We start from the raw sequence: 23168 nt of genomic DNA, 5'->3' as shown, positions 1-23168 counted from the left end.
ACCTGTCTAGATAAACTAGCGGTCCCCCTCTCCCTAAAAGTCTTTATGTCCTTTTCTTAGGAGTTCTCTCCCGTTTATAACGTTTTGTGAGCTCTGTTAGGGTAGTGATGACATCATCTGTGATGGCATGGGGTTTCATCCTCCAACTCCAATTTCCACCCAAGGTTCCCGGTGAATTGATGCGAGCTGTCCCATCTAATTCTAGAAGATCCTGCATCGGTGTGATAGCGAGGTAAGATGGTGCCGACCAAGCTTGGCGGATCATCGCTTGACTGGCTGATTCATCCGATTGGCGATGGCTATATGCATCAAAAAACGCTCGTGTTTCATCAGTAATTTCGTCGTCATACCACCCCTTGATCGTGTTGTGGTCATGGGTTCCGGTATATACGACCGAATGCTTTTGGCAGTTATGTGGCAAATAATCGCTATCATTTTGGGCATCATAGGCAAATTGCAGTATTTTCATGCCCGGAAAGCCTGTTACAGCAAGGAGGGCTTTCGCTTCTTCAGTAACCAGTCCCAGGTCTTCAGCGATGATGGGCAAGTGACGAAAATGCTCCCTGAGGCTCTCAAAAAGGTCATAGCCAGGACCTTTCACCCATCGCCCGTTTTTTGCTGTTTCGTCGCCTGCTGGTATCTCCCAGAACGCATTAAAACCTATAAAATGGTCAATCCTCACGACATCATAGAGTTCAAAGAGCATTCCCATCCGCTCTTTCCACCAGGCATAATCGTCTTTAGCCATCGCCTCCCAGTTGTATATAGGATTTCCCCAGAGTTGCCCGGTTTCTGAAAATGGATCCGGCGGGTAACCGGCAACGACAGAGGGATGACCATTCTGGTCCGTTTTAAAGTATTGGGGCGACCGCCACATGTCACTGCTGTCTGAGGAAACATAGATAGGCATATCTCCGATAATCTGAATGCCTTTTTGATTAGCATAAGCCTTTAGCTGATGCCACTGTTTAAAAAAGAAATACTGAGTGACCTGATGGTAGGTCCATTTATCAGCGAGTAACTGACGGTAATACCTGATAGCAATCCCCGTCCTCTGGCGGATGGTTTCATCTGGCCAATCTAACCAAGAAACCCCACCAAAATGATCCTTGATGGCCATATAATCTGCGAAATCTAACAACCAGTCTTTTTGGTTTAAGATAAAGGTTTCGTAATCAGCGCTAAACCCTCTAGCACTAAAAGCGTCGACAGCCTTTCTTAATAGCAGATCATGACTAGCATAAACCATATCATAATCAACTTCCTGATCATTGGTCCCAAAATCTAAACCATCAAAATCTTTCTCATCTATTAAGCCTTCCTCACGCAGAAAATCCAAACTAATAAAATAAGGATTGCCCGCAAAAGCAGAATACGACTGATAGGGAGATTCCCCATAACTCAAGGTCCCTAAAGGAAGTATCTGCCAGTAGCTTTGTTGGGTTTCAACCAAAAAATCCACAAAATCATAGGCGACTTGGCCAAAATCACCAATCCCATAAGGACTTGGTAGAGAAAAAATAGGCATTAAGATACCGCTACTACGTTTCATATCTGTATTCCTTTCTAGAGTATTTTAAATGACCAACAGCTTGCTGTATATACGCAACCGATTGCATTGTTTTGACTTATTATAAATCACTTTTATGGAAATGGCAAGACATTTTCAACAAAAAAGACAGAATCCTCCTAAAAAGTGTTCTGTCCATTGTCGTCGTTTTAAGGGATTGTAAAAGTTAACGTAGGTACTTTCGACCAAGGACACTTTCCCTCTCCTTGAGCGTAAAAGGAACAATGACCTTGGCATTTTCATCTATCTTGTTCTTAACTTTTTCAAAAATGCGTGTAAAAGCTGTTCGGCCTAGGGCTGCAATATTAACATCAAAGGTTGTTAAATAAGGGTGAATAATCTTTGCATAGGCAGAGTTGTTGAAAGATATAATGGAAATATCATCTGGAACTTTCAACTGGTAGTAAGACAAGAGTTGGCTAACGCGTAACGATAGCATATCATCAATAACGACCAAAGCCGACGCCTTATAATCTGTGATAGCTTGAACCAGCTGGTCCACCGTTTCAGGTTGATGGCGATCAAAAATCAAAGCTTCGTGAGAATCTAAGCCTAGCATATTAATCCCCGATTGATAGCCACTATAGCGGTCCTTTTGGACTTCACCGTCCAGATTATCCGTTACAAAAAGAATATGGTCATGGCCTTTCTCCTGAAGATATTGAACTGCTGTCTTAGCCATTAACTTGTTATCATTATCAACATAGGTCGTCTCATTCTCATGCTGGACAGGCGTCCCGATCATAACGAAAGGGATCCTATTTGCTAAGAGATGAGCTTGAACAGGATCATCTTTATAAGAATATAAGAGGATAAAACCATCAACTCTTCGCTCCATATACATGTGGTGAATCTGGTTTTTAAGGTCCTCCGTCGTATCACCTGTGGCAATGGAAATCGTATAGCCATTAGCCTTAGCCGTATGGTTAATCTCTGTTAGGATTTCCATATGAAAAGGCTGACTCTTGGTGTCACGCGTTGTCATCGGAGGAAAAACGACCCCGATAGAATGGGTATAGCCACTAGCAAGCATTTTAGCCGCCAAGTTGGGAACATAGCCTAACTCATCCATAGCCTTTTTGACTTTTTCCTTTGTTTTTTTGGAAATAGCAGTGCTATCTTTTAAAGCTCTACTGACCGTTGATGGGTTAACTCCAGCTCTTTCTGCGACATCTCGAATCGTTACCATACTGTCACCTCTTTCTTACTCCTGCATCGAAATCATGTCTGACATCTATTGTGATTTTACACCATCTGTCGGAGCTTTGCAAGAATTTAATGCAACCTGTTGCATTCCATTTTAAAAAAGAAATTTTAACTATTAAATTATTGGAATTGTATAGCTTAAAAACCTCATTTTTACCCTCTCTTGAAGATTTTTTAAACTTTTTTTATTTTTTTACCTAAAAAGGCTTGACATTTATGGAAAACGGTTGCATAATAGAAGTATAAAATTTAACTTGAATTTCGTAGGAGGAAATCAAACATGAAAAAATGGTCTAAATTGGCGATGAGCGGTTTAGCGCTTGTCTCTGTTGCAACACTTGCAGCTTGTGGTAACGGAGGGGCTTCAGATTCTAGCGAAGCAAGCTCATCTAGTGCTAGCGGAGATGTCAAACTTAAGCTTTGGGTACCAACTGATGCGAAATCATCTTATACAGAGACAGTAAAAGCCTTTGAGGAAGCTAATGAGGGCGTTTCTGTTGAGATTATTGAGTCAAATGACTCTAAAGCTCAAGAAAATGTGAAGAAAGACCCTGAAAGCGCTGCTGATGTCTTCTCTCTTCCACATGACCAACTCGGGCAATTAATTGAATCTGGTGTTATTCAAGAAATTCCAGAGCAATATGCTACAGAAGTTGCTGAAAATAATGTTGAGAATGCTGTAGCTGGTGCTCAATACCAAGGAAAAACCTATGCCTTCCCATTTGGTGTTGAATCACAAGTTTTAATATACAACAAAGATCTTCTATCTGAGGAAGATGTTAAAACATACGAAACCATAACTACAAAAGCAACTTTCGGTGCTACTTTTAAAGAAATGAATGCTTACGCAACAGGACCATTGATGCTTTCTGTCGGCAACACCCTCTTTGGAGAAGATGGAGAAGACCCTGCTGGAACTAACTGGGGTAACGAAGCTGGTGTGTCTGTTCTTCAATGGATTGCAGACCAAAATAATAACTCTGGCTTTGTCAACCTTGACCCAAGTAATGTCATTTCTGAGTTCGGTTCAGGAAAAGTTGCTGCCTTTGAATCTGGCCCTTGGGATTATCCTGCTGCTGTTGAAGCCCTCGGTGAGGATAAAGTTGGCGTAGCAGCATACCCTACTATTAAAATTGGTGATAAAGAAGTTCAACAAAAAGCCTTTATGGGGGTTAAACTCTATGCTGTTAACCAAGCTCCTGCAGGAGATAATATCGATCGTATTGCAGCAGCTTACGCTTTAGCGGCTCATTTAACAAGTGCTGAAAGCCAAGCTAACCAATTTGAAACTCGCAGTATCGTTCCTTCCCACAAAGATGTTCAAACGTCCGATGCTGTTACTTCTAATCAATTGGCACAAGCAGTGACAACCATGACTTCTTCAACTGATTACACAGTTGTTATGCCAAAACTTAGCGAAATGACTTTCTTCTGGACAGAAGCTCAAGCTCTTCTTGCTGATGTTTATAATGGTAAAATTTCATCTGCAGACTATATGGCTAGACTCCAACAGTTCGACCAAGATGTTGCTGGTAAATAAGCCTTCATAAGTCATCAAATCGTTGGGAGTGGACAGGCGAGGCGAATCTTCTGCCTTGACTCCACTCCCATTTTTAGATTTTAAAAATGAGTAAAGATCAAGTTTAAAGATATCGCAGTGATGCCTTTAAACCTGATTCTTACATTTAATTTACGGAGGTTTTTATGGATAACAATACTGTTTATTTTGAACAAGTAACCGTGCCAGAATCCTTTCAAAAAGGAGGATGGGACATTAAATTATCCTGGCTTATTATGGGAGCAGCCAATCTGCTCAATAAACAATTTATTAAAGGATTCCTCTTCTTAATTTCTCAGATCCTTTTCATCATTGCATTCATAACACAGGTAGTTCCGGGAGTTAAAGGGCTGATAAGTTTAGGTACAGAAACCCAAGGAATGACTGAAAAAGTTGTTAATGGTATTAAAATTCAGGTTGCTACAAAGGGTGATAACTCCATGTTGATGCTCATTTTTGGCTTAGCATCCATCATCTTTTGTCTTGTATTTGCCTATATTTATTGGTGTAATTTGAAAAGCGCTCGAAACATGTACGTCCTCAAGAAAAATGGTATGAAAATCCCGACATTTATGGATGATTTTCGTAGTTTGACTGATGGCCGTTTCCATATGACCCTGATGTCAATTCCTATGATTGGGGTGCTTCTCTTTACAATATTACCCCTCGTTTATATGATCAGCCTAGCTTTTACCAGCTATGATCATAACCACCTCCCTCCCAAACATCTTTTTGATTGGGTTGGATTAGCAAACTTTGGCAATGTCTTTACAGGCCGCATGGCTGGCACCTTCTTCCCAGTCCTTTCTTGGACTCTCATTTGGGCTGTTGCCGCAACAGCAACCAACTTCTTCTTTGGGATACTCCTAGCTCTCCTAATTAACACCAAGGGGTTAAAGTTTAAGAAGATGTGGCGGACTATTTTTGTCATTACAATCGCAGTACCGCAATTTATCTCCCTTTTGATTATGCGAAACTTGCTAAACGATGCTGGTCCACTCAACTCTCTCTTAATGAATATTGGCCTACTTAATAACCCATTACCGTTCTTGTCGGATCCAACCTGGGCTAAATTCTCTATTATTTTTGTTAATATGTGGGTTGGTATTCCTTTCACAATGTTAGTAGCTACGTCAATTATTATGAACTTGCCAAAAGAACAATTAGAAGCGGCTGAAATCGATGGTGCCAATAAATTACAGATTTTTAAATCCATCACTTTCCCTCAGATTCTTCTGATTATGACTCCAAACCTCATCCAACAATTTATTGGAAATATTAATAACTTTAACGTCATTTTCCTTTTAACAGGCGGTGGCCCCACAAACTCTAACTATTATCAAGCAGGATCAACCGATCTTTTAGTAACCTGGCTCTATAAGTTAACCGTTTCCGCAGCAGACTATAATCTAGGATCCGTTATTGGTATCTTGATTTTTGCTATCTCAGCAATCTTTAGTCTCTTAGCATACACACGGACAAATTCTTACAAACAAGGAGCGGCGAAATAATGAAATCAAAGAAAAAATTAACTCTCGCTATTGTTTATGCTATCCTGATTGTCTTATCAATCATTTGGCTTTTTCCCATTGCATGGGTCATTCTGACATCCTTCAGAGGTGAGGGAACAGCTTATGTGAATTATTTTATTCCTAAAACCTTCACTCTAGCCAACTATACTAAGCTGTTTACCAATAGTTCCTTCCCCTTCGCCCAATGGTTTATGAACACAACGATTGTTGCTATTGCAACGACAATTATTTCAACCTTTATTACTGTAGCAGTCGCTTATGTCCTGAGCCGAATCAATTTCAAATACCGCAATGGTTACCTCAAACTGGCCTTAGTCCTTAATATGTTTCCAGGTTTTATGTCTATGATTGCCATTTACTTTATCTTAAAGGCCTTGAACTTGACACAAACCCTGTTTGCCCTTGTTCTTGTTTATTCAGCAGGTGCTGCTTTAGGTTTTTATATTGTTAAAGGATTTTTCGATACTATCCCATACTCCTTAGATGAATCAGCAATGATAGATGGCGCTACCCGCAAGGATATTTTCTTTAAAATTACCTTACCTCTATCCAAACCAATTATTGTATATACTGCTTTAACAGCTTTCATTGGTCCATGGATTGACTTTATCTTTGCGCGAGTCATCTTAGGAGACGCAACTAGCAAGTACACCGTAGCCATAGGTCTGTTCAATATGATTGAACGGGATACCATCAATGAATGGTTCAAGTCTTTTGCGGCTGGTTCTGTTCTTATCGCTATTCCTATCACCCTTCTCTTTATGTATATGCAAAAATACTATGTTGAGGGCATTACAGGTGGTTCGGTTAAATAAAAGCTTAAAAACCAGTCTTTTAGGCTGGTTTTTTGAGTCACTTAGGGATTGAGAAGGTTTCAGAATCGGAAATTTTCTGGTATAATACTATTATAAAATAGGCCTAACTTAGAAAGGAGGACATCATGAAAAAAGGCATGCTAGCTTTTGAAATTATTCTTATCTTGGTCAATTTGACCATTATTATTGGAGGGTGGTTTCAAAAAGTGTCGACTCTTCTCATCTCAGCCTGTGTTCTTAATCTCTTCGCTTCCTTCATCCGAATCTACAGAGTTCAAAAGAGAGAGCCATACTTGTGATAGTCAAGCAATGGCTAGGAGCCGCACTCCCAATTATTCATAATAATCCAGAAAACAGCTTAAAATCGCTGTCCAATAAGCCACAAAACCAGCTAGGAAATTTGCTCCTAGCTGGTTTATTTTTTAATTAAAACCCGTCTACGTTGGTGTAGATTTTTTGAACGTCCTCGTCGTCATCAAGGGCATCGTAGAGTTTTTCAAACGTCGCAAGGTCATCACCGTCAAGCTCGACCTCAGATTGCGGAATCATCTCAAGCTCTGTGACTTGGAATTCTTCAATACCATTGTCGCGGAGAGTTTCGACAGCCTTATGGAGGTCTGTCGGTGCTGTGTAGACATGGATGTTGCCATCTTCTGCTTCCACATCGTCGACTTCCACATCTGCCTCAAGCAAGAGCTCAAAGATGCTGTCGGCATCATCGCCAGCAAAGACGATCACACCCTTGTTATCAAACAAGTAGGATACTGAACCTGACGCACCCATGTTTCCACCGTTTTTCCCGAAAGCAGCACGAACATTAGCCGCTGTACGGTTCACATTGTTGGTCAAGGTATCGACGATAATCATGGAGCCATTTGGGCCAAAGCCTTCGTAACGGCCTTCTGTAAAGGTTTCGTCCGTATTGCCTTTGGCCTTATCGATCGCCTTATCAATGATGTGCTTAGGCACTTGCGCCTGCTTAGCACGGTCGATAACAAAGCGAAGGGCGCCGTTGGTTTCTGGGTCTGGATCACCCTTTTTCGCCGCTACATAAATCTCAACACCAAATTTGGCATAAACTTTCGAGTTAGCACCGTCTTTCGCGGTTTTCTTGGCAACAATATTTGCCCACTTACGTCCCATGGGATTCTCCTTATATTTAACATTTGACCCTTATCTAATCAGGCCTTCTAACCTTATCATTATACCACTTTGAGAACTTTTCGTAAATGCTAAGATGAGGATTGAGCTATCAGAGCCTTTTTTAGAAAGAAGGGAGCTCATTTTCCCTGTAAACAAGAAACCATGCTCCGCCAAATCAATAGTATCCCTCTGTCTGTGTTGTTCAACTATAGATTTATTCCAAACCTTTTATCAGTATATGAGGAGCTATTTTTTTGATATCACTGATAACATCATCAATATTACCATCGATATGGGTAATGTCAACTTCTGCAGATCTCCCCTCTTTTGGCTTGACAATCAGCCACTGGGTTTGCCTGAAATAACTCTGGTTATTAACATAAGAACCAGAATGTCGCATACGATACTCATATCTTAGATAATCAATTTCATCCCACATAAAACGGTGCGTTTTAAACCATTTTCCAGTCACTTGTAAGCCTTGCCCATCACCAGCTACTACTGGTTTTGGGGAAATCAATTTAACAAGAGATTGCCCTAAAATGATTAACGCAATAATAATCATTATGGTCGGTACTATAGTAAACAAAATACGAATCATCCCGAATGGGTGAAGGTGCTGTCCTGTTGTAGACTCAATTTCCCTTCCAAAAGAGAGGATTGTAAAGGCCGTTCGCATCCAGAAAAAGATAAAACCTAAAATAATCACAGCAATAATAGCTTGCCCTATAAAGGGCCCTTTGCGGTAAAAGTAATTAAAAGACATTATTCCCTCCTCAAATTAACCAACCTTACCTGACGCAATGACAATGTATCAGGAACTGTTCCTCTATATTATACCGCTTTCCATGAGCAGACGCAATCTATGACTAGCCTAAGATTAGCCTTGGAGGCGCAAGCGGACATCTGCACGCAACTGCTCCAAACTGCTAACCCCGTACTTGTCCATGACTTGTGGCAGGTCCTTGATGATCGTTGGGCAGGCAAAGGGATCCGTGAAGTTCGCCGTTCCGACGCCAATAGCTGACGCCCCCGCAATCATAATCTCCAGAGCAGCCTGTGCCGAATCCACGCCGCCCATGCCAATGATGGGTAACTTGGTGGTCTGAGCCACTTGGTGAATCAGTTTGAGAGCAACTGGAAAGACAGCAGGCCCGCTCATCCCACCTGTGCCATTAGCAATGATGGGCTTATGACTAGCCAGATCAAACCGCATCCCAACCAGGGTATTGATCATGGTCAACCCTGTGGCACCGGCGTCTTCGACGGCCTTGGCAACTGTAGTGATGTCAGCCACACTCGGGGTCAGTTTGACATAGACAGGCACCTCTGAGTGACTGACGCTGGCCTTCACCGCCTCATAGGCAAGCTCTGGCACCTGACCGATCAGAAGACCCGCATTGCCGTGATCGACATTGGGACAGGAGATATTGAGCTCGATGGCCTTGACATTCGGGGCCTTGGAGATGCCAGCAGACACCTTGGCATACTCTTCGTTGGAAAAACCAGCGACATTGGCAATGATGGGCAAGTCAGGAAAGTGCTGGGCTAGCCACGGGAGTTTCTCAGCCAGGACGGCATCTAGTCCAGGGTTTTGAAGGCCGATGGCATTGAGCATACCAGAAGGGGTCTCTGCGACCCTGGGGGTAGGGTTGCCAAAGCGCGGAGCCAAGGTCGTCGCCTTAATCATGATAGAACCAAGCTGATTAAGGTCATAATACTTGGCGTACTCTTGGCCAAAGCCAAAGCAGCCAGAGGCTGGGATAATGGGATTTTTCAAGTCAAGCCCTGGTAGAGAGATCCGTAAACGCTGATCAGACATAGACACCTCCTATAAGACAAGGCTACCGGTCGCAAAGACTGGCCCTTCTTCACAAACGCGCTGGCTCTTGGTCTGGTCCTCCCCTTTGGGGTGGACCACACAAGCGTAACAAGCGCCCATGCCACAGGCCATCCGTGACTCCAAGGACAGGAAAGCCTGGGGATGATGTTCAAAGGTCTGGTCCACATAGCGAATCATGCCTGGTGCACCGCAAGAATAGACCGCATCCTGGTAGACCTCGAGCTGGTCCACGATGGTCGACACATACCCCTTGGTCCCGTAGGAACCATCATCTGTCGTGACATAGACCGCTTCTACGTAGCGAGCCATCTCATCTTCTAAGATAACCGCATCTTTGGTCGCAAAACCAAGCACAGCCGTCACTTTAACGCCTTTTTGGGCCAGTTGCTTGGCGGTCTCAATCAGCGGTGGCACGCCAATCCCACCACCGATCAGGAGGGCGGTCTGGCCTGGCTCAAGACCTGAGATGTCAAAACCATTGCCCTGCGGGCCCATACAGTCCAGCTGGCTGCCTGGCTCAAGCTGGGAGATAATGTCTGTCCCAGCTCCCTCAATCCGGTAGACCAAGGTCACTTGACGCCTATCCTTGTCGATTTCACAAATGGAGATCGGCCGACGCAAGAGCTTGCTGGGATCAGGCACACGAATATGGAGAAACTGCCCAATTGCCATCTCCTCAACCATCTGACCCTCTAGGACCAATCTAAAAATCCGTGGTGCAATCTCCACCTGACTGACAATGGCCATGTCTTCTTTTAAAATCATGTTCGCCTCTTTCTAGCAACTGCGCAAAAAACACTCTCGCCAGTAGGGCAAGAGTGCACAAAAATCAGGTAGCTCATGCTACCACTTTCTCTCTTGTGTCCTTGCAAGCCTCTCTGGACTCAGTTAAAGGGTTTAAATTTGTATTATTATAGCTCAAAAAACCTAGCTTGTCAAAAGTTTGCCAAAGGAAAACCCTGTTGCTCTTGGCAACAGGGTTAGGAGATTAGGAACAATGGTTTAGCGCTCACTAATGACCAGCTCGCCATCCACCATCTTGGCTTCGAGGTGTTTGGCATCGATATGGTCTAGGTAGTAGTCAGTTACCTTGTCACGGATTTCGCCCTCGACGACGCGTCGGAGCGGGCGCACACCCATGACTTCATCATAGCCTTGCTCAATCAAATGCGCTTTAGCGTCATCGGTCAAGGTTAGGTCGATATCTTTTTTGGCCAAGGTTTGGTTGACCTCGGCAATCATGAGATCCACGATGGCCCCAAGGTCTTCCTTAGCAAGCGCGTTGAAGGCAATCACCCCGTTGAAACGGTTGAGAAACTCTGGACGGAAGTATGGTGCGATACGGTCCATGATCGGTTGGTCATTGTCAGCTGGGCTATCGTAGCCAAAGCCGGCGTTTGATGTCGCGATAATCACCGTGTTTTTGAAGTTGACGGTGTTGCCTTGACCATCGGTCAAGCGCCCATCATCCAAAACTTGCAAGAGCAAGGTGATGACTTGAGGGTCAGCCTTTTCGATCTCGTCCAAAAGCACGATAGCATAAGGGTTGCGGCGTACACGCTCAGTCAAAGTATTGGAGTTGTCATCGTAGCCCACATAGCCAGCGGTTGTCCCGATCAGTTTAGACACTGCGGTACGGTCGCTATACTCAGACATGTCTAGGCGGATAATGGCATCCTTGGACCCGAACATGTCAAGGGCTAGTTGCTTAGCCAGCTCGGTCTTGCCGACACCGGTTGGACCGACAAAGAGGAAGGAGCCGATTGGGCGACGCCCATCGTCAAACCCAGCCCGGTTCCGACGGATAGCTTTAGCTACCGCTTCAACGGCCTGATCCTGGCCAATGACCTTGCTTTCCAAGCGTTTAGCCATGTCCTTGAGGCGCTCAATATCGGACGAGCCCATCTGAGAGACAGGGATACCGGTCAAGCGTTCCACCGATTCTGCGATGTCATTCACGGTGGCCACTACTTTTTGGCTCTCGGTGTGGTTGTCAATCTTAGACTGAAGCTCATCAATGGTCATCTTTTCCTTGAGGGCTGTTTCAAAGTCTTCCTTGTCAGCAGCGGCCTGCTGACGGTCACGAGCTGCGGTCATCTCAGCTTCTAAGGCCTTGACGTCGGTCACAGGGTGCTGGGCTGCCAAGTGAGCCGCGGTCACATCGATCAAGTCGATGGCCTTATCTGGCAAGGACCGCTGAGGAATGTACTGGATCGAGTAGTCCACAGCTGCCTTTAAGACCTCATCAGGCAAGCTCACATTGTGGTGTGCCTCATAGAGCGGTTTGATGCCTTTGAGGATTTCATAAGTGTCCTCAGCTGATGGGGCATTGACCTTGACTTCATTGAAGCGTCGGGCTAGGGCTGCGTTTTTCAAAATGGTGTTGCGGTACTCGTCTTGAGTCGTCGCCCCAACCACGGTCAACTCACCACGAGAGAGGGCTGGTTTTAAGATATCCGCCAACCCCTTAGAGCCAGAATCGCCACCTGTCGAGCCAGCCCCTAAGATTTGGTGAATCTCATCAAAGAAGAGGATAATATTGCCTGCGTCCTTGACTTCCTGTACCAGGTTTTGAATATTCTCCTCAAAGGAGCCACGGTACTGTGTGCCAGCTTCAAGCCCAGAAATGTCAATGGAAATAAGCTCCTTGTTCTTGATGGCAGCAGGAACATCTCCATGGATGATAGCCTGAGCCAAACCTTCCACGACAGCGGTCTTGCCGACACCGGCATCTCCGACTAGGACCGGATTGTTCTTAATCCGGCGGGCCAAAATTTCAGCCGTATCTTGGATTTCCTTGTTACGGCCGATGACGGGATCTAGCTTGCCTTGACGCGCTTCTTCAGTCAGGTTACGGCCAAGTTTGGCTAAGATGCCATCTTGCTTAAGGTTAGCGCCAGTCTCTTGAACAGGCGTTCTGCCGTCCTCAGTCGTTTGCACGCCTGGTAACTGACCCGTCTGACGGAAGTATTGGAATTCCTCAGGTGTTACTTCACGGCCATTGATACGGTAGCGACGGGTCTCGCTGTTAAAGCCACCCATATTGCCCATCAATTGATTGAACAAATCGTCCATATTGTTGTTAAAATAGTTGTTATTCATATCTTTACCTCGTTTAAATAGTCTTTTGTTATTCGTGTGTATTGTTTGTTACGTGTGTTTTTGACCAAAACTGACCTTTATTTCAAAAAGAAAGGGTCGCTCTGACCAATTGGATTATTAGGTATTAAAAAGCGTTTTTTGATTTGACCAACTTTGACCTTTGTATCAAAAATAAAAGCCGTCAGTAGCAAGCGTGTCTGTCCATTTCCTTAACCTCCTTGGAAAAGAAAGTGCCCAAGAACCGCATGGTTCTTGCAATTGTGAAGCCAACCAGACCACTGCTGCTCAACTTCATAACTCTATTATACACCATTGGTCAGTAAAGATCAATACCTTTGTCTGACTTTTTTTGACCTTTCTGCTTAAGAAAAAAGAGGCCCTCTTGCCTCTTGATAGTTACTCAATCACTAACCTGACCATGTCATCTTCTTCGACATTGTAGACGTGCTTGCCAATAATGGACCGCAGTTTTTGGACGTCTTCTAAATCAGGACTGGCAAATTCCAGAACATTTTTCTCAGGGTCTAACTTGTTTTCTTCCTCATAAAAATCGTTGATATGGCAGTAAAATTCATCCAAAAGGTCTTCCAGAGGGTATTGGGATATCAAGTCGCCACTTCCCTCACCTAGCTCAGGTTCCTGAACAAAGGATAGGGACGTTACATAAATCTGGTCCCCGTCCTGATCGTTGGTCTGATAGATGCCAGCTTCTACTTCTTGGTAAGGGCTGGTTTGGTATTTCTCTGCTTGGTAGTTTTCAATCTGTTTCATGGTAAACTCCTTTTTCAGATATTGGGGGCTTTGGACATGTGTTGTAGCAACTGCAACAGTTCTCAGATGCTTTTAAAACAGTTGAACGGTCAGCACACTGACCTCATCAGTTTTATAGTTTTATTATACTCCTTTGACAGAGATAAGACAATGCGTTTCCTATTCTGACACTAGAAAAACCGCAAGAATTCTGCGGTTTTAAAAATTTTAAAAGCTATGCTGTCTCGCTCAGGGCTTATCCTAAATCTTACCTGTCACCCAAACGAAGATAAAGAAGATGGCAAAGCCAAAAAGATAAACGAGACCTGCCCAGGACAGGTACTTGAGCCAGCCTTTGACTTGGTGGTTTTCATTGTTCACCAAGCTATAGTTAAGGTAGGCAAAGAAAGGGGTCGTGATGAAGGACCCAATCATGGCAAAGCGCAACATGGTTGCGACGTTTCCAGCAAAGGCAAAGGCAATAAAGATTCCAAGGCCAGAGGTCAATGTCATCCAAATAGCAAGGGACCTTGGAGAAGCATACGGTCTTCCCATGAGGATACGGAGGACTTCATTATTGGCTCGAGAGTAACCATCAATAACAGTGATGACCGTTCCAAACATACAGAGAAAGGCAATAAAGGTGATTAAAGGCTTGGCCCAAGCTCCCAGAGCTGTCGCATACATTTGGACAAATTGAGCGATGTAGGCAGCCGATGCTCCCTCAACGGCTTCGCCATTTCCATACTGGATTAGGGCTCCAAGCGCTAGGAAGATAAAGGCCAGAACAGCCGTACCGATGTAGCCGACGTTAAAGTCAAAGAGGGCATCTTCCTTGTTGAAATGAACTGTTTTGCGTTTTTCAACTGACCAGAGGGAGTTGATGGTTGAAATCTCAATCGGTGCTGGCATCCAGCCCATCAGGGACACTAGAAATGGTAGGGCAGTTAACTGCCAAGGGGAAGTGGCTACAAAATCCGGTGCATATTCCCGGTGTTGAAAGAGAGCAAAAACAACCGCTGCCACTGTTGTGATGGTCAAAGCAGTCATGATCCATTTGGACAAGCGGTCCAAGAATCGATACCCTCCGATCAGCAGCATGCCCCAAATGATACTAATCAAAATAGCAGTCCACTGCGCAGCGTTTAAGCCAAAAGCGTTTGGAAAAATATTGGACACAATGGCTGCACAGATCATGCCGACCCCAGCAGTATTGACAACAGCAGAGAAAACATTGAGCGCAAAATAGACCAACAAGTAGACCTTGCCTTTTTCGGCGTAGCCTTCAATCAAGTTTTTACCATTTTCAGCCGTATACTGAGACCCGAAACGGAAAAAAGGGTACTTGAAGACATTGATCAGCAGGATGAGAATGGCTAACTGCCAACCGTAGATAGCTCCTGCCTGGGTTGAGGAGACGATATGAGACCCACCGACTGCTGCTGAGGCCATGAGAATACCAGGGCCTAAAGCCTGAAACTTACTTTTCCAATTGGAGGTTGAGGGTTGTGATTGTGCTTCCATGAAATAATTTAAACTCCTTAAATTTTCAGATTTTTCTGAATTCGAAGATTATTATACAACTCCCTGAAGAAGAATGCAATAGATTTTGCTTTATTTTTTGTATTTTCATTGTTTTTTCATGAAATTACAGATATTTTCCATACCCAAATAGGCCCGTTTGCAAGAAAAAACAACCGCTATCGCTAAGCGATTGCAGTTGTTGATTAATCGTTTGATGATTATGGAAGGAATTTCCCAGAAGCGAGGTAAAGCTCATACCAATCATGGTGAGACAGGGTCACCTTACTAGCGTCCGCAGCTTCCTTGATGTGTTTAGGATTCATACTACCGATGATGACTTGCATTTTAGCAGGGTGGCGTAAAATCCAGGCTAGGGCTATAGCTGCCTTGGTCACACCCTCACGGCGGTACCTTACTCACTAACTCTCTAGTTGCCTCACCGGCATGCGCCCAAAGGTCTGCTCCTTGATAGCAGGGTGGCCTAGTTGGAAAACCTGGTCGGCCTGTTGGGTCAGAATGTCCCAGGGCTCCTTGCCAATCTTGGTGATGAGTTGAGTCTGCCCCTTGATGCGGGCCAAGTGGGCCTGGCCTTTCTCCGTAAAGCCCAGCACATGGATGCCCTCTGGCAAATTACTTTCTCTAACGTTGACCAGAATGTAGGTCAGAATCCGTCTTACTCTGGCTTTGGTATAGCGCTTAGTCGCCACCATATCCACCAGCTCATCCACAGTCTTGCTCTTGGCAATGGCCGAGCGGATCCGAACAGCCAGCTCCTCATTGACCTGATAAATCGTTGTCAAGTCGGGGCTGGTCAGGATCTGGTAGCGGAGCAGGTCAAAGTAGTTGTCCCAGCTGACTGGGCTCTCTGACAAAAAAAGCTCCGCATCAGGCATGGCCGACTGAAGGAAAGCCTCATCCGCAGCGTGCTTGCGAATGGCTGTCGCTGACGCAATGGCCACCTTCTCCTCAGAATGAAAGCCTGCGCCAATGCGCGGGATGGGCTGGAGTCGAATCTCTTTCCCCGCGCAAGCCTTAGCGTAGGCTAACCCCAGAATGTGGTTGGGGGTCTCTCCTGAAAAGGCAATCCCCGTAAACTCCTCCCACATGCGCTGGGTCTTCTGGGGGTAAGACAGGGAATCTGGGAGCGTGAGGAGAAACTGACTCATCTGCTCTGCTTTTTCCCCATAAACGTCCGCCAACTGCTGGTAATCCAGCATCTCCTCCGTCCCGAAGCTAAGGGTGTCGATGCCCAGCTTCTCCAAAATGGCCACCGCACCGCTTGCGAAATAGTCCGCTGCCTGCACCGAGACCAGAAAGGGAAGCTCCACCACCAGGTCAGCCCCATGCGCCAAGGCCATCTGGGCCCGGGTCCACTTGTCGATGATGGCCGGCTCCCCCCGCTGGACAAAGTTGCCACTCATGGCCACAATCTTGAGTCCCTTGGCCTGAGCCAGCAAGTGCTTGTGCCCATGGTGAAAGGGATTAAACTCCGCTATAATACCCGTGATGGTCATGTGTGGTTCCTTTCTAAGGATTTACTTACTATAGTCTAGCACCTTTTAAGGTGGCTATCAAGTCACATTTTATTAAAACAACAAAACGCCTCCTATAAAGAAACGTTTTTAAAATTAAGCTACTGTTGACTTTTTCGTTTCAAACGCGAATCGATCCTTGATCAAATTGTTAATTTGCACGGTCGAATGTTTAAATTTTAAATGTTGTCTAATAAAATCGAATGAATAATCCTCTAACAGATTGATAAAAGCAGAATTCACAAATGAAGTACTGACATAAGGAATTGTTTCGAAGGAAATCGTTGCTAGCTCCTTTTTATCCAAAGCTTGCTTAATATGTTCCAATAGGATTAAACCTGATTGATTATTTGAACAGTTATCTACCAAGTCTTTTACAATAATAGTAAAGTTCTGAACCTTTTGGACAATTATCAACATAATTCCGAAATTGTATAACGACATCTCTGATAGATAATTTATTTAAATTTTCCGGTAAAATAATGGTGTTCACTTCCCCTCCTTTTCCTTAATATTCGTATTTTTTAAGCAATCGTAAGAAGATACTTGTGCTAATAATGGAAAGGATTAAACGTCGCAATAATACCTGTGATGGTCATGTGTGGTTCCTTTCTGATTAGTTTTTGATAAGGGATTAGGACTTACCTTTCGTTGAGCCCGATACCTCCAGTAATCCCTTTTGAGCAAAACCGGAGAGGTAACCGTCTAGCCGTAGCAGGACTTCTCCCAATAGCTCTTGCAAATCCTTACTGGTCATAATCAGAGTATTAGCGAGATACTCCTCTACAATTTTAAACACTTCCTGTTCTTTTTCGTTCTTTTTCGCTCATTATTTCGCTTATTAATTCGCTCACATTTTTGACCGAATTAGTGAGCGAATTCTTGTTTAACTGGTTTTAATTATACCATATGCTATAGATCAGACAGCAGAAAAATAACAAAACATAAGAAACCTTATGAGAAGTTGGCGGATGGAACCATTCAAGAAATCGATGTGCCGTATGAGATACCTGATAGTTGGGAATGGGTGAGACTCGAAAACATTACTAAGTTAATAATTGACGGGACGCATTCTACACCAAACTATGCATCTACAGGTATCCCCTTTCTGTCTGTAAAAGATATGAGTTCTGGATTTTTAGATTTTTCAAGTACAAAGTTCATCACTTCTGAAGAACACGCAATACTATCTATGCGAACTAAACCAGAAAGAAATGATATACTTTTATCTAAAGTAGGAACTACAGGTATTCCGGTAAAGGTGGATACTGATACAGAATTTAGCATTTTTGTTAGCTTAGCGTTGCTAAAATTCATTCTTCCTTTCAATCCAGATTTTATTGTACATCTCATCAAATCTCCACTCGTCTTTGAACAATCTAAAAAAGGAACTAGAGGTGTAGGTAATAAGAATTTGGTTTTACAAACGATAAAAAAATTTTTAATTCCCATTCCTCCTCTCGCTGAACAAAAACGAATTGTTGAACAAATCGAACTAGCTTTGGCGAAAGTTGATGAATACGCAGAGAGTTACAACAGGCTGCAGAAATTGGATAAAGAATTTCCTGATAAACTGAAAAAATCCATCCTTCAATACGCCATGCAAGGTAAATTGGTTGAGCAAGACCCAAATGATGAACCTGTTGAGGTTCTGCTTGAAAAAATTCGTGTAGAGAAGCAACGCTTATTTGCAGAAGGTAAGCTGAAAAAGAAAGATCTAGAGGAGACCATCATTACCCAAGGAGGTGATAACTCTTATTATGGGAAGTTGCCCAAGAACTGGTTACAAACAACGATAAATAACGTTGGAATAATCACTACAGGTAATACTCCTCCTAAGAACGAACTTTCAAATTATGGTGGTTCTATTCCTTTCTATAAACCAGCCGATTTATCTCAAGGTTTTATGATGAGTGCCAAAGAAAATCTGACGTCGAAAGGGTTGTTAAAAGCACGAGCTATTACTAAAAACTCTATACTGGTAAATGGGATTGGAAATATTGGTGTATCTGGAATTGTAGGAGTTGACGGAGCGTTTAATCAACAAATGCATGGTATTACTCCTTTTAATTTTATAAATATTTATTTTTTATTTTTTGCAATACAATCAGATATGATACAAAATCAATTTAGGAAAAATTCCTCCTCAACAACTATTCCAATCTTAAATAAGAGTAGATTCTCTCAAACAATTATTAGAATTCCTAGTTTATCTACCCAAAAAGCAATAGTAGCTAAAATCGACTTACTTTTTCAAAAAGTTGCTCCACTTTATTTGCAATCTTAGTTTGTTCGTCAAGTGGAGGGATAGGTATAGGAATTGTTCCTAAATTTTTAATACTTACTCCTCCGATGATGCCTGATTTTTTTGACTGAAAATCACTTAAAAAAAGAGGGCTCTGTAAGAAATAATATAAGAATTTATTTTTTCCTACAAAGAAAGATAGATTACACAATTTATTCCCAAAGCAGACATCTTGGGTTAAATAACCGATTTTGCGACCAGCACTGCCTCCTTCAAGGCACAGTAAAATAGAATTTGAATTAGCAACTTTAAATTTCTCTAAATAATCCTTTGGAATTCTAATGCCGTTATTATAGTCAACTTCTCTACTAAAATGGACATCTTTGGTTGCAATATAATTGGTCCCTTCTACATTAGTAAATAACGCTTGTTTTTCAGAAGCGTTTATACTGTTGCCTGTATATAGATTTAAAGTTTTAGAAAGCTTAGAAATATGCCAAGTTGATGGTATGTTCCCATAATAAGAGCCCTGAGTAGAAAATAGCAGAAGTCACATCATGACTCCTGCTATTTTCTTACCAATTGACTACTTTATCGACAATCGCCTGTTGTTCAGTTGCTGTTTTTCTGAGATAGATACGTGTGGTTTCGATGCTCTCATGCCCCATTAGATCTGCTAGTAAAGCAATATCATTATATTTAGCTAGAAAGTTTTTCGCAAATAAATGTCTGAAAGAGTGTGGATAGATAACATTAGTATCCATTTTATATTTCACAGCATAATTTTTTAATTGCTGAGCAATCCCTCGAGCAGTGATTGGCTGACCAAATTTATTTAGAAATAGATAACCACTTAGTCTTTTTTCTGAAAGCAACCATTTTTGACAATCTTCTCTCAATTTTTTAGGAATATAAAGCCTGCGGATTTTACCCCCTTTGGAGTAAATATCAAAATAACCTACCTCCACATGTTCAACTTTTAGCTTGACTAATTCACTAACGCGCGCTCCTGTAGCTCCTAAAAACCAGACTACAAAATGCCATTTTAGGTTATTATCCTTTTTCAAACTGCGCTTCAGAAAAAGATAATCTGCATGGCTAATCACGTCTTCTAAGAATGGTTTCTGCTGGATTTTCACAAATTTTAATTTCAAATCACTTTGACCGATAAAATCTAAATATTTATTGACCCCCTGCAACCGTAAATTAACGGTCTTAGGTTTAAAGTGATTCAATAAATAACCTTTGTACTCGAATAAATCCTCTATCTTTATATCATGATGTGATAAAAACACTTTTACACCATAAATATAAGAACGAATCGTATTTTCCGCTAACCCTGCTTGACGCAAATGCAACTCAAAATCCTTCATGATAAAACTCCTATCTTGGTTATGATAGAAATTCCACCGCACGATAAAACTATTATACTAAATTAGTTTATTGATTTTGGAAAAGACTTGACTGATTTTATTAGAAATACGATGTTGTTCAGAAATAGGAGGTAACCCAATTACAAGCTCTTTGAATAAATTTTTATTCAAGTGAGGGATTGCAGAACCGGTTTTGGAATTACGCAATAGTTCTTTTCTACTAAGAATAAACCAATTGATATATATTTGAGAATCGATTGAAAGATAATACATTTTTTTGAAAGTTGACCCCATGTACCCATTAGCTGGAATATTGAATAACTCACCTGAATTCTCTCCATCTACAAGAATTACAAAATCTCCAGTATAAACTTGATTTCCTTTTTCTCTATATTCTGCTTGTTTTAAACCTCGTAATGTTTTGGCATCTAAATATATAAGTTTCTTATTTACTACTTTCTCTCCATTATGGAGTTGGACTAAATTTTTAAGTTGCAACAGCTTCCAACCTTTAGGCACTTCCCCATAATAAGAGTTATCATCTCCTTGGGTAATGATGGTTTCCTCTAGATCTTTCTTTTTCAGCTTACCTTCTGCAAATAAGCGTTGCTTCTCTGCACGAATTTTATCAAGCAGAACTTCAACAGGTTCATCATTTGGATCTTGCTCAACCAATTTGCCTTGCATGGCGTATTGAAGGATGGATTTTTTCAGTTTATCTGGAAAGGTTTTATCCAATTCTTGCAGTCTGTTGTAACTCTCTGCGTATTCATCAACTTTCGCCAAAGCTAGTTCGATTTGTTCAACAATTCGTTTTTGTTCAGCGAGAGGAGGGAGGGGGAATACATATTGATTGAAAGTATCTAAAGAGATTCCCTTTACAGTTGTTCCAGAAGACTCAAAAACCATAATGGGATACAATTTCATGAAATAGTCAGACATAATATCATTAGAAAATGTTAAAGCTCTCAAGTCTTGGTTTATAGCAACATCTATTTTATTTTTGCAGATTTTATTTAATCCCATTCGGGTTGCTATGATAATATTTCCTTTAGGAATAACATTACTTGATGAATTTTCTAGACCACTTTGAGTGATGTAATCTTTTGTAACAACTAAAAATTCGCCCTGCAAGTCCTTAACACTGGCCCAAGGTATTTCCCCATTCCAATATTCACTGCGAGATTTACTTGGAGTTCCTCCTCCAATATTTTTTACTATAATTCCGCTTAACCTCACCCACTCCCAACTCTCTGGAATATCATACGGCACATCGATTTCTTGAATAGTTCCATCCGCCAACTTCTCATAAGGTTTCCCATCATCACCTCGAAAGATCTCGGTTTCCTTCTTATCTCGCTTAATTTTCCCCTCAGTGATCAATTTTTCCTTCTCCGCTTTGATGCGCTTGAGTAACTCACTTGCGGGTTCATCTGATGGGTCTTGAGGGACGAGTTTTCCTTCCATAGCTCGTTGTAGGATACTAGCTTTTAATTGTTCAGGAGTCATTATTTCTCCTCCAATAACTGTAAAATATCTGCTAGAACAGTATCAATCTTCTTGTTTAAGACTGCTCGCTCATTTTTGTACTGTTCAATCAGTTCCAGAGGGTCTAAAATCTCTTCCTCTTCTTTTGGAAAACCGCATTGGTCCAAGTTGTACTTTAAGTCGGCCAATTCTTGAACGGTAAATGCTTTAGCTTTATAAAAGTTACCATCTAAAATCTCTTCACGATTATTCCACCAGTCGCGAACAGGGTTAAAATGGTCAGATAGCATTGGTCTTGTTTTAGAGAAGTTTTTATAGCCCTCTGGCATGTCTAAGCGGTAGAACCAAGTTTGCTCAGTCTTCTTGCTCTTATCAAAGAAAAGAATATTAGTATGAATCCCCGTATATGGCGCAAAAACGCTATGAGGGAGACGGATAATAGTATGCAAATTAAACTCTTCAACCAACTTTTGTTTTAGGCGAGTTTTAACCCCTTCTCCAAATAGGAAACCATCTGGTAAAATCACACCAACACGACCGTTTTCTTTTAAACGGTACATGATAACAGCCATAAATAAATCAGCGGTTTCTGAACTACGAAGTTCGGCTGGGAAGTTATTTTTAATGGTTTCTAATTCTGAACCACCAAAAGGTGGGTTCATCATGATAATGTCGAATTTCTCCTCATCAGTATACTCACGCACATTCTTTTCCAGTGTATTTCCGTGAATGATTTTAGGATCATCGATTTCATGTAGAAAGAGATTTGTTACCGCTAAAAGGTGGGGAAAGGCTTTTTTCTCAATACCATATACAGCTGTATTGTATTTTTCTGTGTCTGCGCTTGTTTTGCGTTGAGCGCTAAGCCGATTAAGAGTAGACGTTAAGAAGCCACCTGTTCCGCAGGCAAGATCAGCCATTAACTCACCTAGTTTAGGGTCTAGGATTTCTGCGATAAAATCAGTTGCTGCACGTGGGGTATAAAATTCACCGGAATTACCTGCACTTTGGATGTCTTTCAGAATTTTTTCATAAATATCATTGAATGAATGACGGTCTTCAGGACTGTTAAAATCGACTTCGTCAATGACATTAATTACCTGACGTAGGAGAACGCCATTTTTCATATAGTTATTGGCATCTTCAAAGGCAGACTTGACTACCGTCTTTCTAAGGGGCATGGTTGGTGTTACTTCTAACTCTTTCAATTCTTTGAATAACTTATTATTAACAAAATCAAGTAGTTCATCGCCAGTCAGAACCTGCTGTCCCTTTTCAGCATGAGCCCAATTTCGCCACTTTAATTCTTCAGGAATAATAGATTCATAGTCATCTTCCTCTAATTCCCAAACCAGTTCACGACTATCGTAAATCTTTAAAAAAAGTAACCAAGACATCTGTTCGATACGTTGAGCATCACCATTGACACCTGCATCGTTTCTCGTAATATCTTGAATTCGTTTCACAAATGATGTAATTGACATAGT

General features: G+C 42.2%; 21 protein-coding genes and 1 pseudogene. 5 read left to right on the top strand and 17 right to left on the bottom strand.

The features are described 5' to 3' along the window. Window positions 1-43: 43 nt before the first annotated feature. Window positions 44-1552: a 4-alpha-glucanotransferase gene (gene malQ, locus ACVRYP_RS05110; RefSeq protein WP_447467676.1), complete on the bottom strand. Its 1509-nt coding sequence runs from the start codon at window positions 1550-1552 to the stop codon at window positions 44-46. Window positions 1553-1736: 184 nt separating this feature from the next. Next, window positions 1737-2759, bottom strand: coding sequence for a LacI family DNA-binding transcriptional regulator (locus ACVRYP_RS05105; RefSeq protein WP_447467675.1), 1023 nt, complete (start codon window positions 2757-2759; stop codon window positions 1737-1739). Window positions 2760-3056: 297 nt separating this feature from the next. On the opposite strand from ACVRYP_RS05105, the gene ACVRYP_RS05100 reads away from it, so the two are divergent. From ACVRYP_RS05100 to ACVRYP_RS05085, 4 genes are all read left to right on the top strand, one after another. Further along, complete coding sequence (locus ACVRYP_RS05100) at window positions 3057-4316, top strand: extracellular solute-binding protein (RefSeq protein WP_447467674.1); 1260 nt, start codon at window positions 3057-3059, stop codon at window positions 4314-4316. 164 nt (window positions 4317-4480) lie between these two features. Beyond that, entirely contained in the window at window positions 4481-5845 is a 1365-nt protein-coding gene (locus tag ACVRYP_RS05095; protein WP_447467673.1) for a carbohydrate ABC transporter permease, read from the top strand. Continuing rightward, window positions 5845-6681 carry a sugar ABC transporter permease gene (locus ACVRYP_RS05090; protein WP_307120869.1) on the top strand — a complete coding sequence of 279 codons (837 nt, stop codon included), beginning with the start codon at window positions 5845-5847 and terminating at the stop codon, window positions 6679-6681. The genes ACVRYP_RS05095 and ACVRYP_RS05090 overlap by 1 nt, the downstream gene beginning before the upstream one ends. A gap of 125 nt (window positions 6682-6806) precedes the next feature. Beyond that, a complete protein-coding gene (locus tag ACVRYP_RS05085; protein ID WP_447467672.1) occupies window positions 6807-6980 on the top strand; it encodes a hypothetical protein in 174 nt (57 codons plus the stop codon). Between the two features lie 127 nt (window positions 6981-7107). Here ACVRYP_RS05085 and ACVRYP_RS05080 read toward each other — a convergent pair whose 3' ends face one another. The 11 genes and pseudogenes from ACVRYP_RS05080 to ACVRYP_RS05030 form a co-directional block, all read right to left on the bottom strand. Next, complete coding sequence (locus ACVRYP_RS05080; protein ID WP_447467671.1) at window positions 7108-7824, bottom strand: YebC/PmpR family DNA-binding transcriptional regulator; 717 nt, start codon at window positions 7822-7824, stop codon at window positions 7108-7110. Window positions 7825-8038: 214 nt separating this feature from the next. Continuing rightward, the gene (locus ACVRYP_RS05075; protein WP_447467670.1) at window positions 8039-8590 is read right to left on the bottom strand and encodes a hypothetical protein; all 552 of its coding nucleotides are present in this window, start codon (window positions 8588-8590) and stop codon (window positions 8039-8041) included. Between the two features lie 114 nt (window positions 8591-8704). Continuing rightward, window positions 8705-9646 carry a dihydroorotate dehydrogenase gene (locus tag ACVRYP_RS05070; protein ID WP_447467669.1) on the bottom strand — a complete coding sequence of 314 codons (942 nt, stop codon included), beginning with the start codon at window positions 9644-9646 and terminating at the stop codon, window positions 8705-8707. Between the two features lie 9 nt (window positions 9647-9655). After that, window positions 9656-10432: a dihydroorotate dehydrogenase electron transfer subunit gene (locus ACVRYP_RS05065; protein WP_447467668.1), complete on the bottom strand. Its 777-nt coding sequence runs from the start codon at window positions 10430-10432 to the stop codon at window positions 9656-9658. A gap of 237 nt (window positions 10433-10669) precedes the next feature. After that, complete coding sequence (locus ACVRYP_RS05060) at window positions 10670-12769, bottom strand: AAA family ATPase (protein ID WP_447467667.1); 2100 nt, start codon at window positions 12767-12769, stop codon at window positions 10670-10672. Between the two features lie 396 nt (window positions 12770-13165). Further along, window positions 13166-13540 (bottom strand): hypothetical protein, encoded by a 375-nt coding sequence (locus ACVRYP_RS05055; protein WP_447467666.1) that lies wholly within the window; start codon window positions 13538-13540, stop codon window positions 13166-13168. Between the two features lie 240 nt (window positions 13541-13780). Further along, window positions 13781-15043, bottom strand: coding sequence for an NRAMP family divalent metal transporter (locus ACVRYP_RS05050; protein ID WP_447467665.1), 1263 nt, complete (start codon window positions 15041-15043; stop codon window positions 13781-13783). A gap of 218 nt (window positions 15044-15261) precedes the next feature. Continuing rightward, window positions 15262-15450: pseudogene (locus ACVRYP_RS05045) on the bottom strand (aldo/keto reductase); the annotation flags it as partial. 12 nt (window positions 15451-15462) lie between these two features. Further along, window positions 15463-16557: a nucleotidyltransferase gene (locus ACVRYP_RS05040; RefSeq protein ID WP_447467664.1), complete on the bottom strand. Its 1095-nt coding sequence runs from the start codon at window positions 16555-16557 to the stop codon at window positions 15463-15465. A gap of 114 nt (window positions 16558-16671) precedes the next feature. After that, window positions 16672-16995: an STAS-like domain-containing protein gene (locus ACVRYP_RS05035; RefSeq protein ID WP_447467663.1), complete on the bottom strand. Its 324-nt coding sequence runs from the start codon at window positions 16993-16995 to the stop codon at window positions 16672-16674. Between the two features lie 214 nt (window positions 16996-17209). Beyond that, a complete protein-coding gene (locus tag ACVRYP_RS05030; RefSeq protein WP_447467662.1) occupies window positions 17210-17374 on the bottom strand; it encodes a hypothetical protein in 165 nt (54 codons plus the stop codon). A gap of 165 nt (window positions 17375-17539) precedes the next feature. Between ACVRYP_RS05030 and ACVRYP_RS05025 the strand changes: the two genes are divergently transcribed. After that, the gene (locus ACVRYP_RS05025) at window positions 17540-18862 is read left to right on the top strand and encodes a restriction endonuclease subunit S (RefSeq protein ID WP_447467661.1); all 1323 of its coding nucleotides are present in this window, start codon (window positions 17540-17542) and stop codon (window positions 18860-18862) included. Here ACVRYP_RS05025 and ACVRYP_RS05020 read toward each other — a convergent pair. The 4 genes from ACVRYP_RS05020 to ACVRYP_RS05005 form a co-directional block, all read right to left on the bottom strand. After that, window positions 18810-19268, bottom strand: a complete 459-nt coding sequence (locus tag ACVRYP_RS05020; protein ID WP_447467715.1) for a restriction endonuclease subunit S — start codon at window positions 19266-19268, stop codon at window positions 18810-18812. The genes ACVRYP_RS05025 and ACVRYP_RS05020 overlap by 53 nt on opposite strands. Window positions 19269-19395: 127 nt before the next feature. Beyond that, window positions 19396-20193, bottom strand: coding sequence for a tyrosine-type recombinase/integrase (locus ACVRYP_RS05015; RefSeq protein ID WP_447467660.1), 798 nt, complete (start codon window positions 20191-20193; stop codon window positions 19396-19398). A 57-nt stretch (window positions 20194-20250) separates the two neighbouring features. Next, window positions 20251-21702, bottom strand: coding sequence for a restriction endonuclease subunit S (locus tag ACVRYP_RS05010; protein ID WP_447467659.1), 1452 nt, complete (start codon window positions 21700-21702; stop codon window positions 20251-20253). Next, a complete protein-coding gene (locus ACVRYP_RS05005) occupies window positions 21702-23165 on the bottom strand; it encodes a class I SAM-dependent DNA methyltransferase (RefSeq protein WP_447467658.1) in 1464 nt (487 codons plus the stop codon). The genes ACVRYP_RS05010 and ACVRYP_RS05005 overlap by 1 nt, the downstream gene beginning before the upstream one ends. Window positions 23166-23168: the final 3 nt, after the last annotated feature.

The sequence above is a fragment of the Streptococcus rifensis genome (assembly GCF_053203525.1).
The sequence above is the reverse complement of the archived record's forward strand: the minus strand, read 5'-3'. Positions and strand labels throughout refer to the sequence as shown.

What these genes read in the sequence shown, in the direction of transcription:
- malQ (WP_447467676.1), bottom strand. Translation starts at nt 1,552, where the DNA reads ATGAAACGTAGTAGCGGTATCTTAATGCCTATTTTTTCTCTACCAAGT.
- ACVRYP_RS05105 (WP_447467675.1), bottom strand. Translation starts at nt 2,759, where the DNA reads ATGGTAACGATTCGAGATGTCGCAGAAAGAGCTGGAGTTAACCCATCA.
- ACVRYP_RS05100 (WP_447467674.1), top strand. Translation starts at nt 3,057, where the DNA reads ATGAAAAAATGGTCTAAATTGGCGATGAGCGGTTTAGCGCTTGTCTCT.
- ACVRYP_RS05095 (WP_447467673.1), top strand. Translation starts at nt 4,481, where the DNA reads ATGGATAACAATACTGTTTATTTTGAACAAGTAACCGTGCCAGAATCC.
- ACVRYP_RS05090 (WP_307120869.1), top strand. Translation starts at nt 5,845, where the DNA reads ATGAAATCAAAGAAAAAATTAACTCTCGCTATTGTTTATGCTATCCTG.
- ACVRYP_RS05085 (WP_447467672.1), top strand. Translation starts at nt 6,807, where the DNA reads ATGAAAAAAGGCATGCTAGCTTTTGAAATTATTCTTATCTTGGTCAAT.
- ACVRYP_RS05080 (WP_447467671.1), bottom strand. Translation starts at nt 7,824, where the DNA reads ATGGGACGTAAGTGGGCAAATATTGTTGCCAAGAAAACCGCGAAAGAC.
- ACVRYP_RS05075 (WP_447467670.1), bottom strand. Translation starts at nt 8,590, where the DNA reads ATGTCTTTTAATTACTTTTACCGCAAAGGGCCCTTTATAGGGCAAGCT.
- ACVRYP_RS05070 (WP_447467669.1), bottom strand. Translation starts at nt 9,646, where the DNA reads ATGTCTGATCAGCGTTTACGGATCTCTCTACCAGGGCTTGACTTGAAA.
- ACVRYP_RS05065 (WP_447467668.1), bottom strand. Translation starts at nt 10,432, where the DNA reads ATGATTTTAAAAGAAGACATGGCCATTGTCAGTCAGGTGGAGATTGCA.
- ACVRYP_RS05060 (WP_447467667.1), bottom strand. Translation starts at nt 12,769, where the DNA reads ATGAATAACAACTATTTTAACAACAATATGGACGATTTGTTCAATCAA.
- ACVRYP_RS05055 (WP_447467666.1), bottom strand. Translation starts at nt 13,540, where the DNA reads ATGAAACAGATTGAAAACTACCAAGCAGAGAAATACCAAACCAGCCCT.
- ACVRYP_RS05050 (WP_447467665.1), bottom strand. Translation starts at nt 15,043, where the DNA reads ATGGAAGCACAATCACAACCCTCAACCTCCAATTGGAAAAGTAAGTTT.
- ACVRYP_RS05040 (WP_447467664.1), bottom strand. Translation starts at nt 16,557, where the DNA reads ATGACCATCACGGGTATTATAGCGGAGTTTAATCCCTTTCACCATGGG.
- ACVRYP_RS05035 (WP_447467663.1), bottom strand. Translation starts at nt 16,995, where the DNA reads ATGTTGATAATTGTCCAAAAGGTTCAGAACTTTACTATTATTGTAAAA.
- ACVRYP_RS05015 (WP_447467660.1), bottom strand. Translation starts at nt 20,193, where the DNA reads ATGAAGGATTTTGAGTTGCATTTGCGTCAAGCAGGGTTAGCGGAAAAT.
- ACVRYP_RS05010 (WP_447467659.1), bottom strand. Translation starts at nt 21,702, where the DNA reads ATGACTCCTGAACAATTAAAAGCTAGTATCCTACAACGAGCTATGGAA.
- ACVRYP_RS05005 (WP_447467658.1), bottom strand. Translation starts at nt 23,165, where the DNA reads ATGTCAATTACATCATTTGTGAAACGAATTCAAGATATTACGAGAAAC.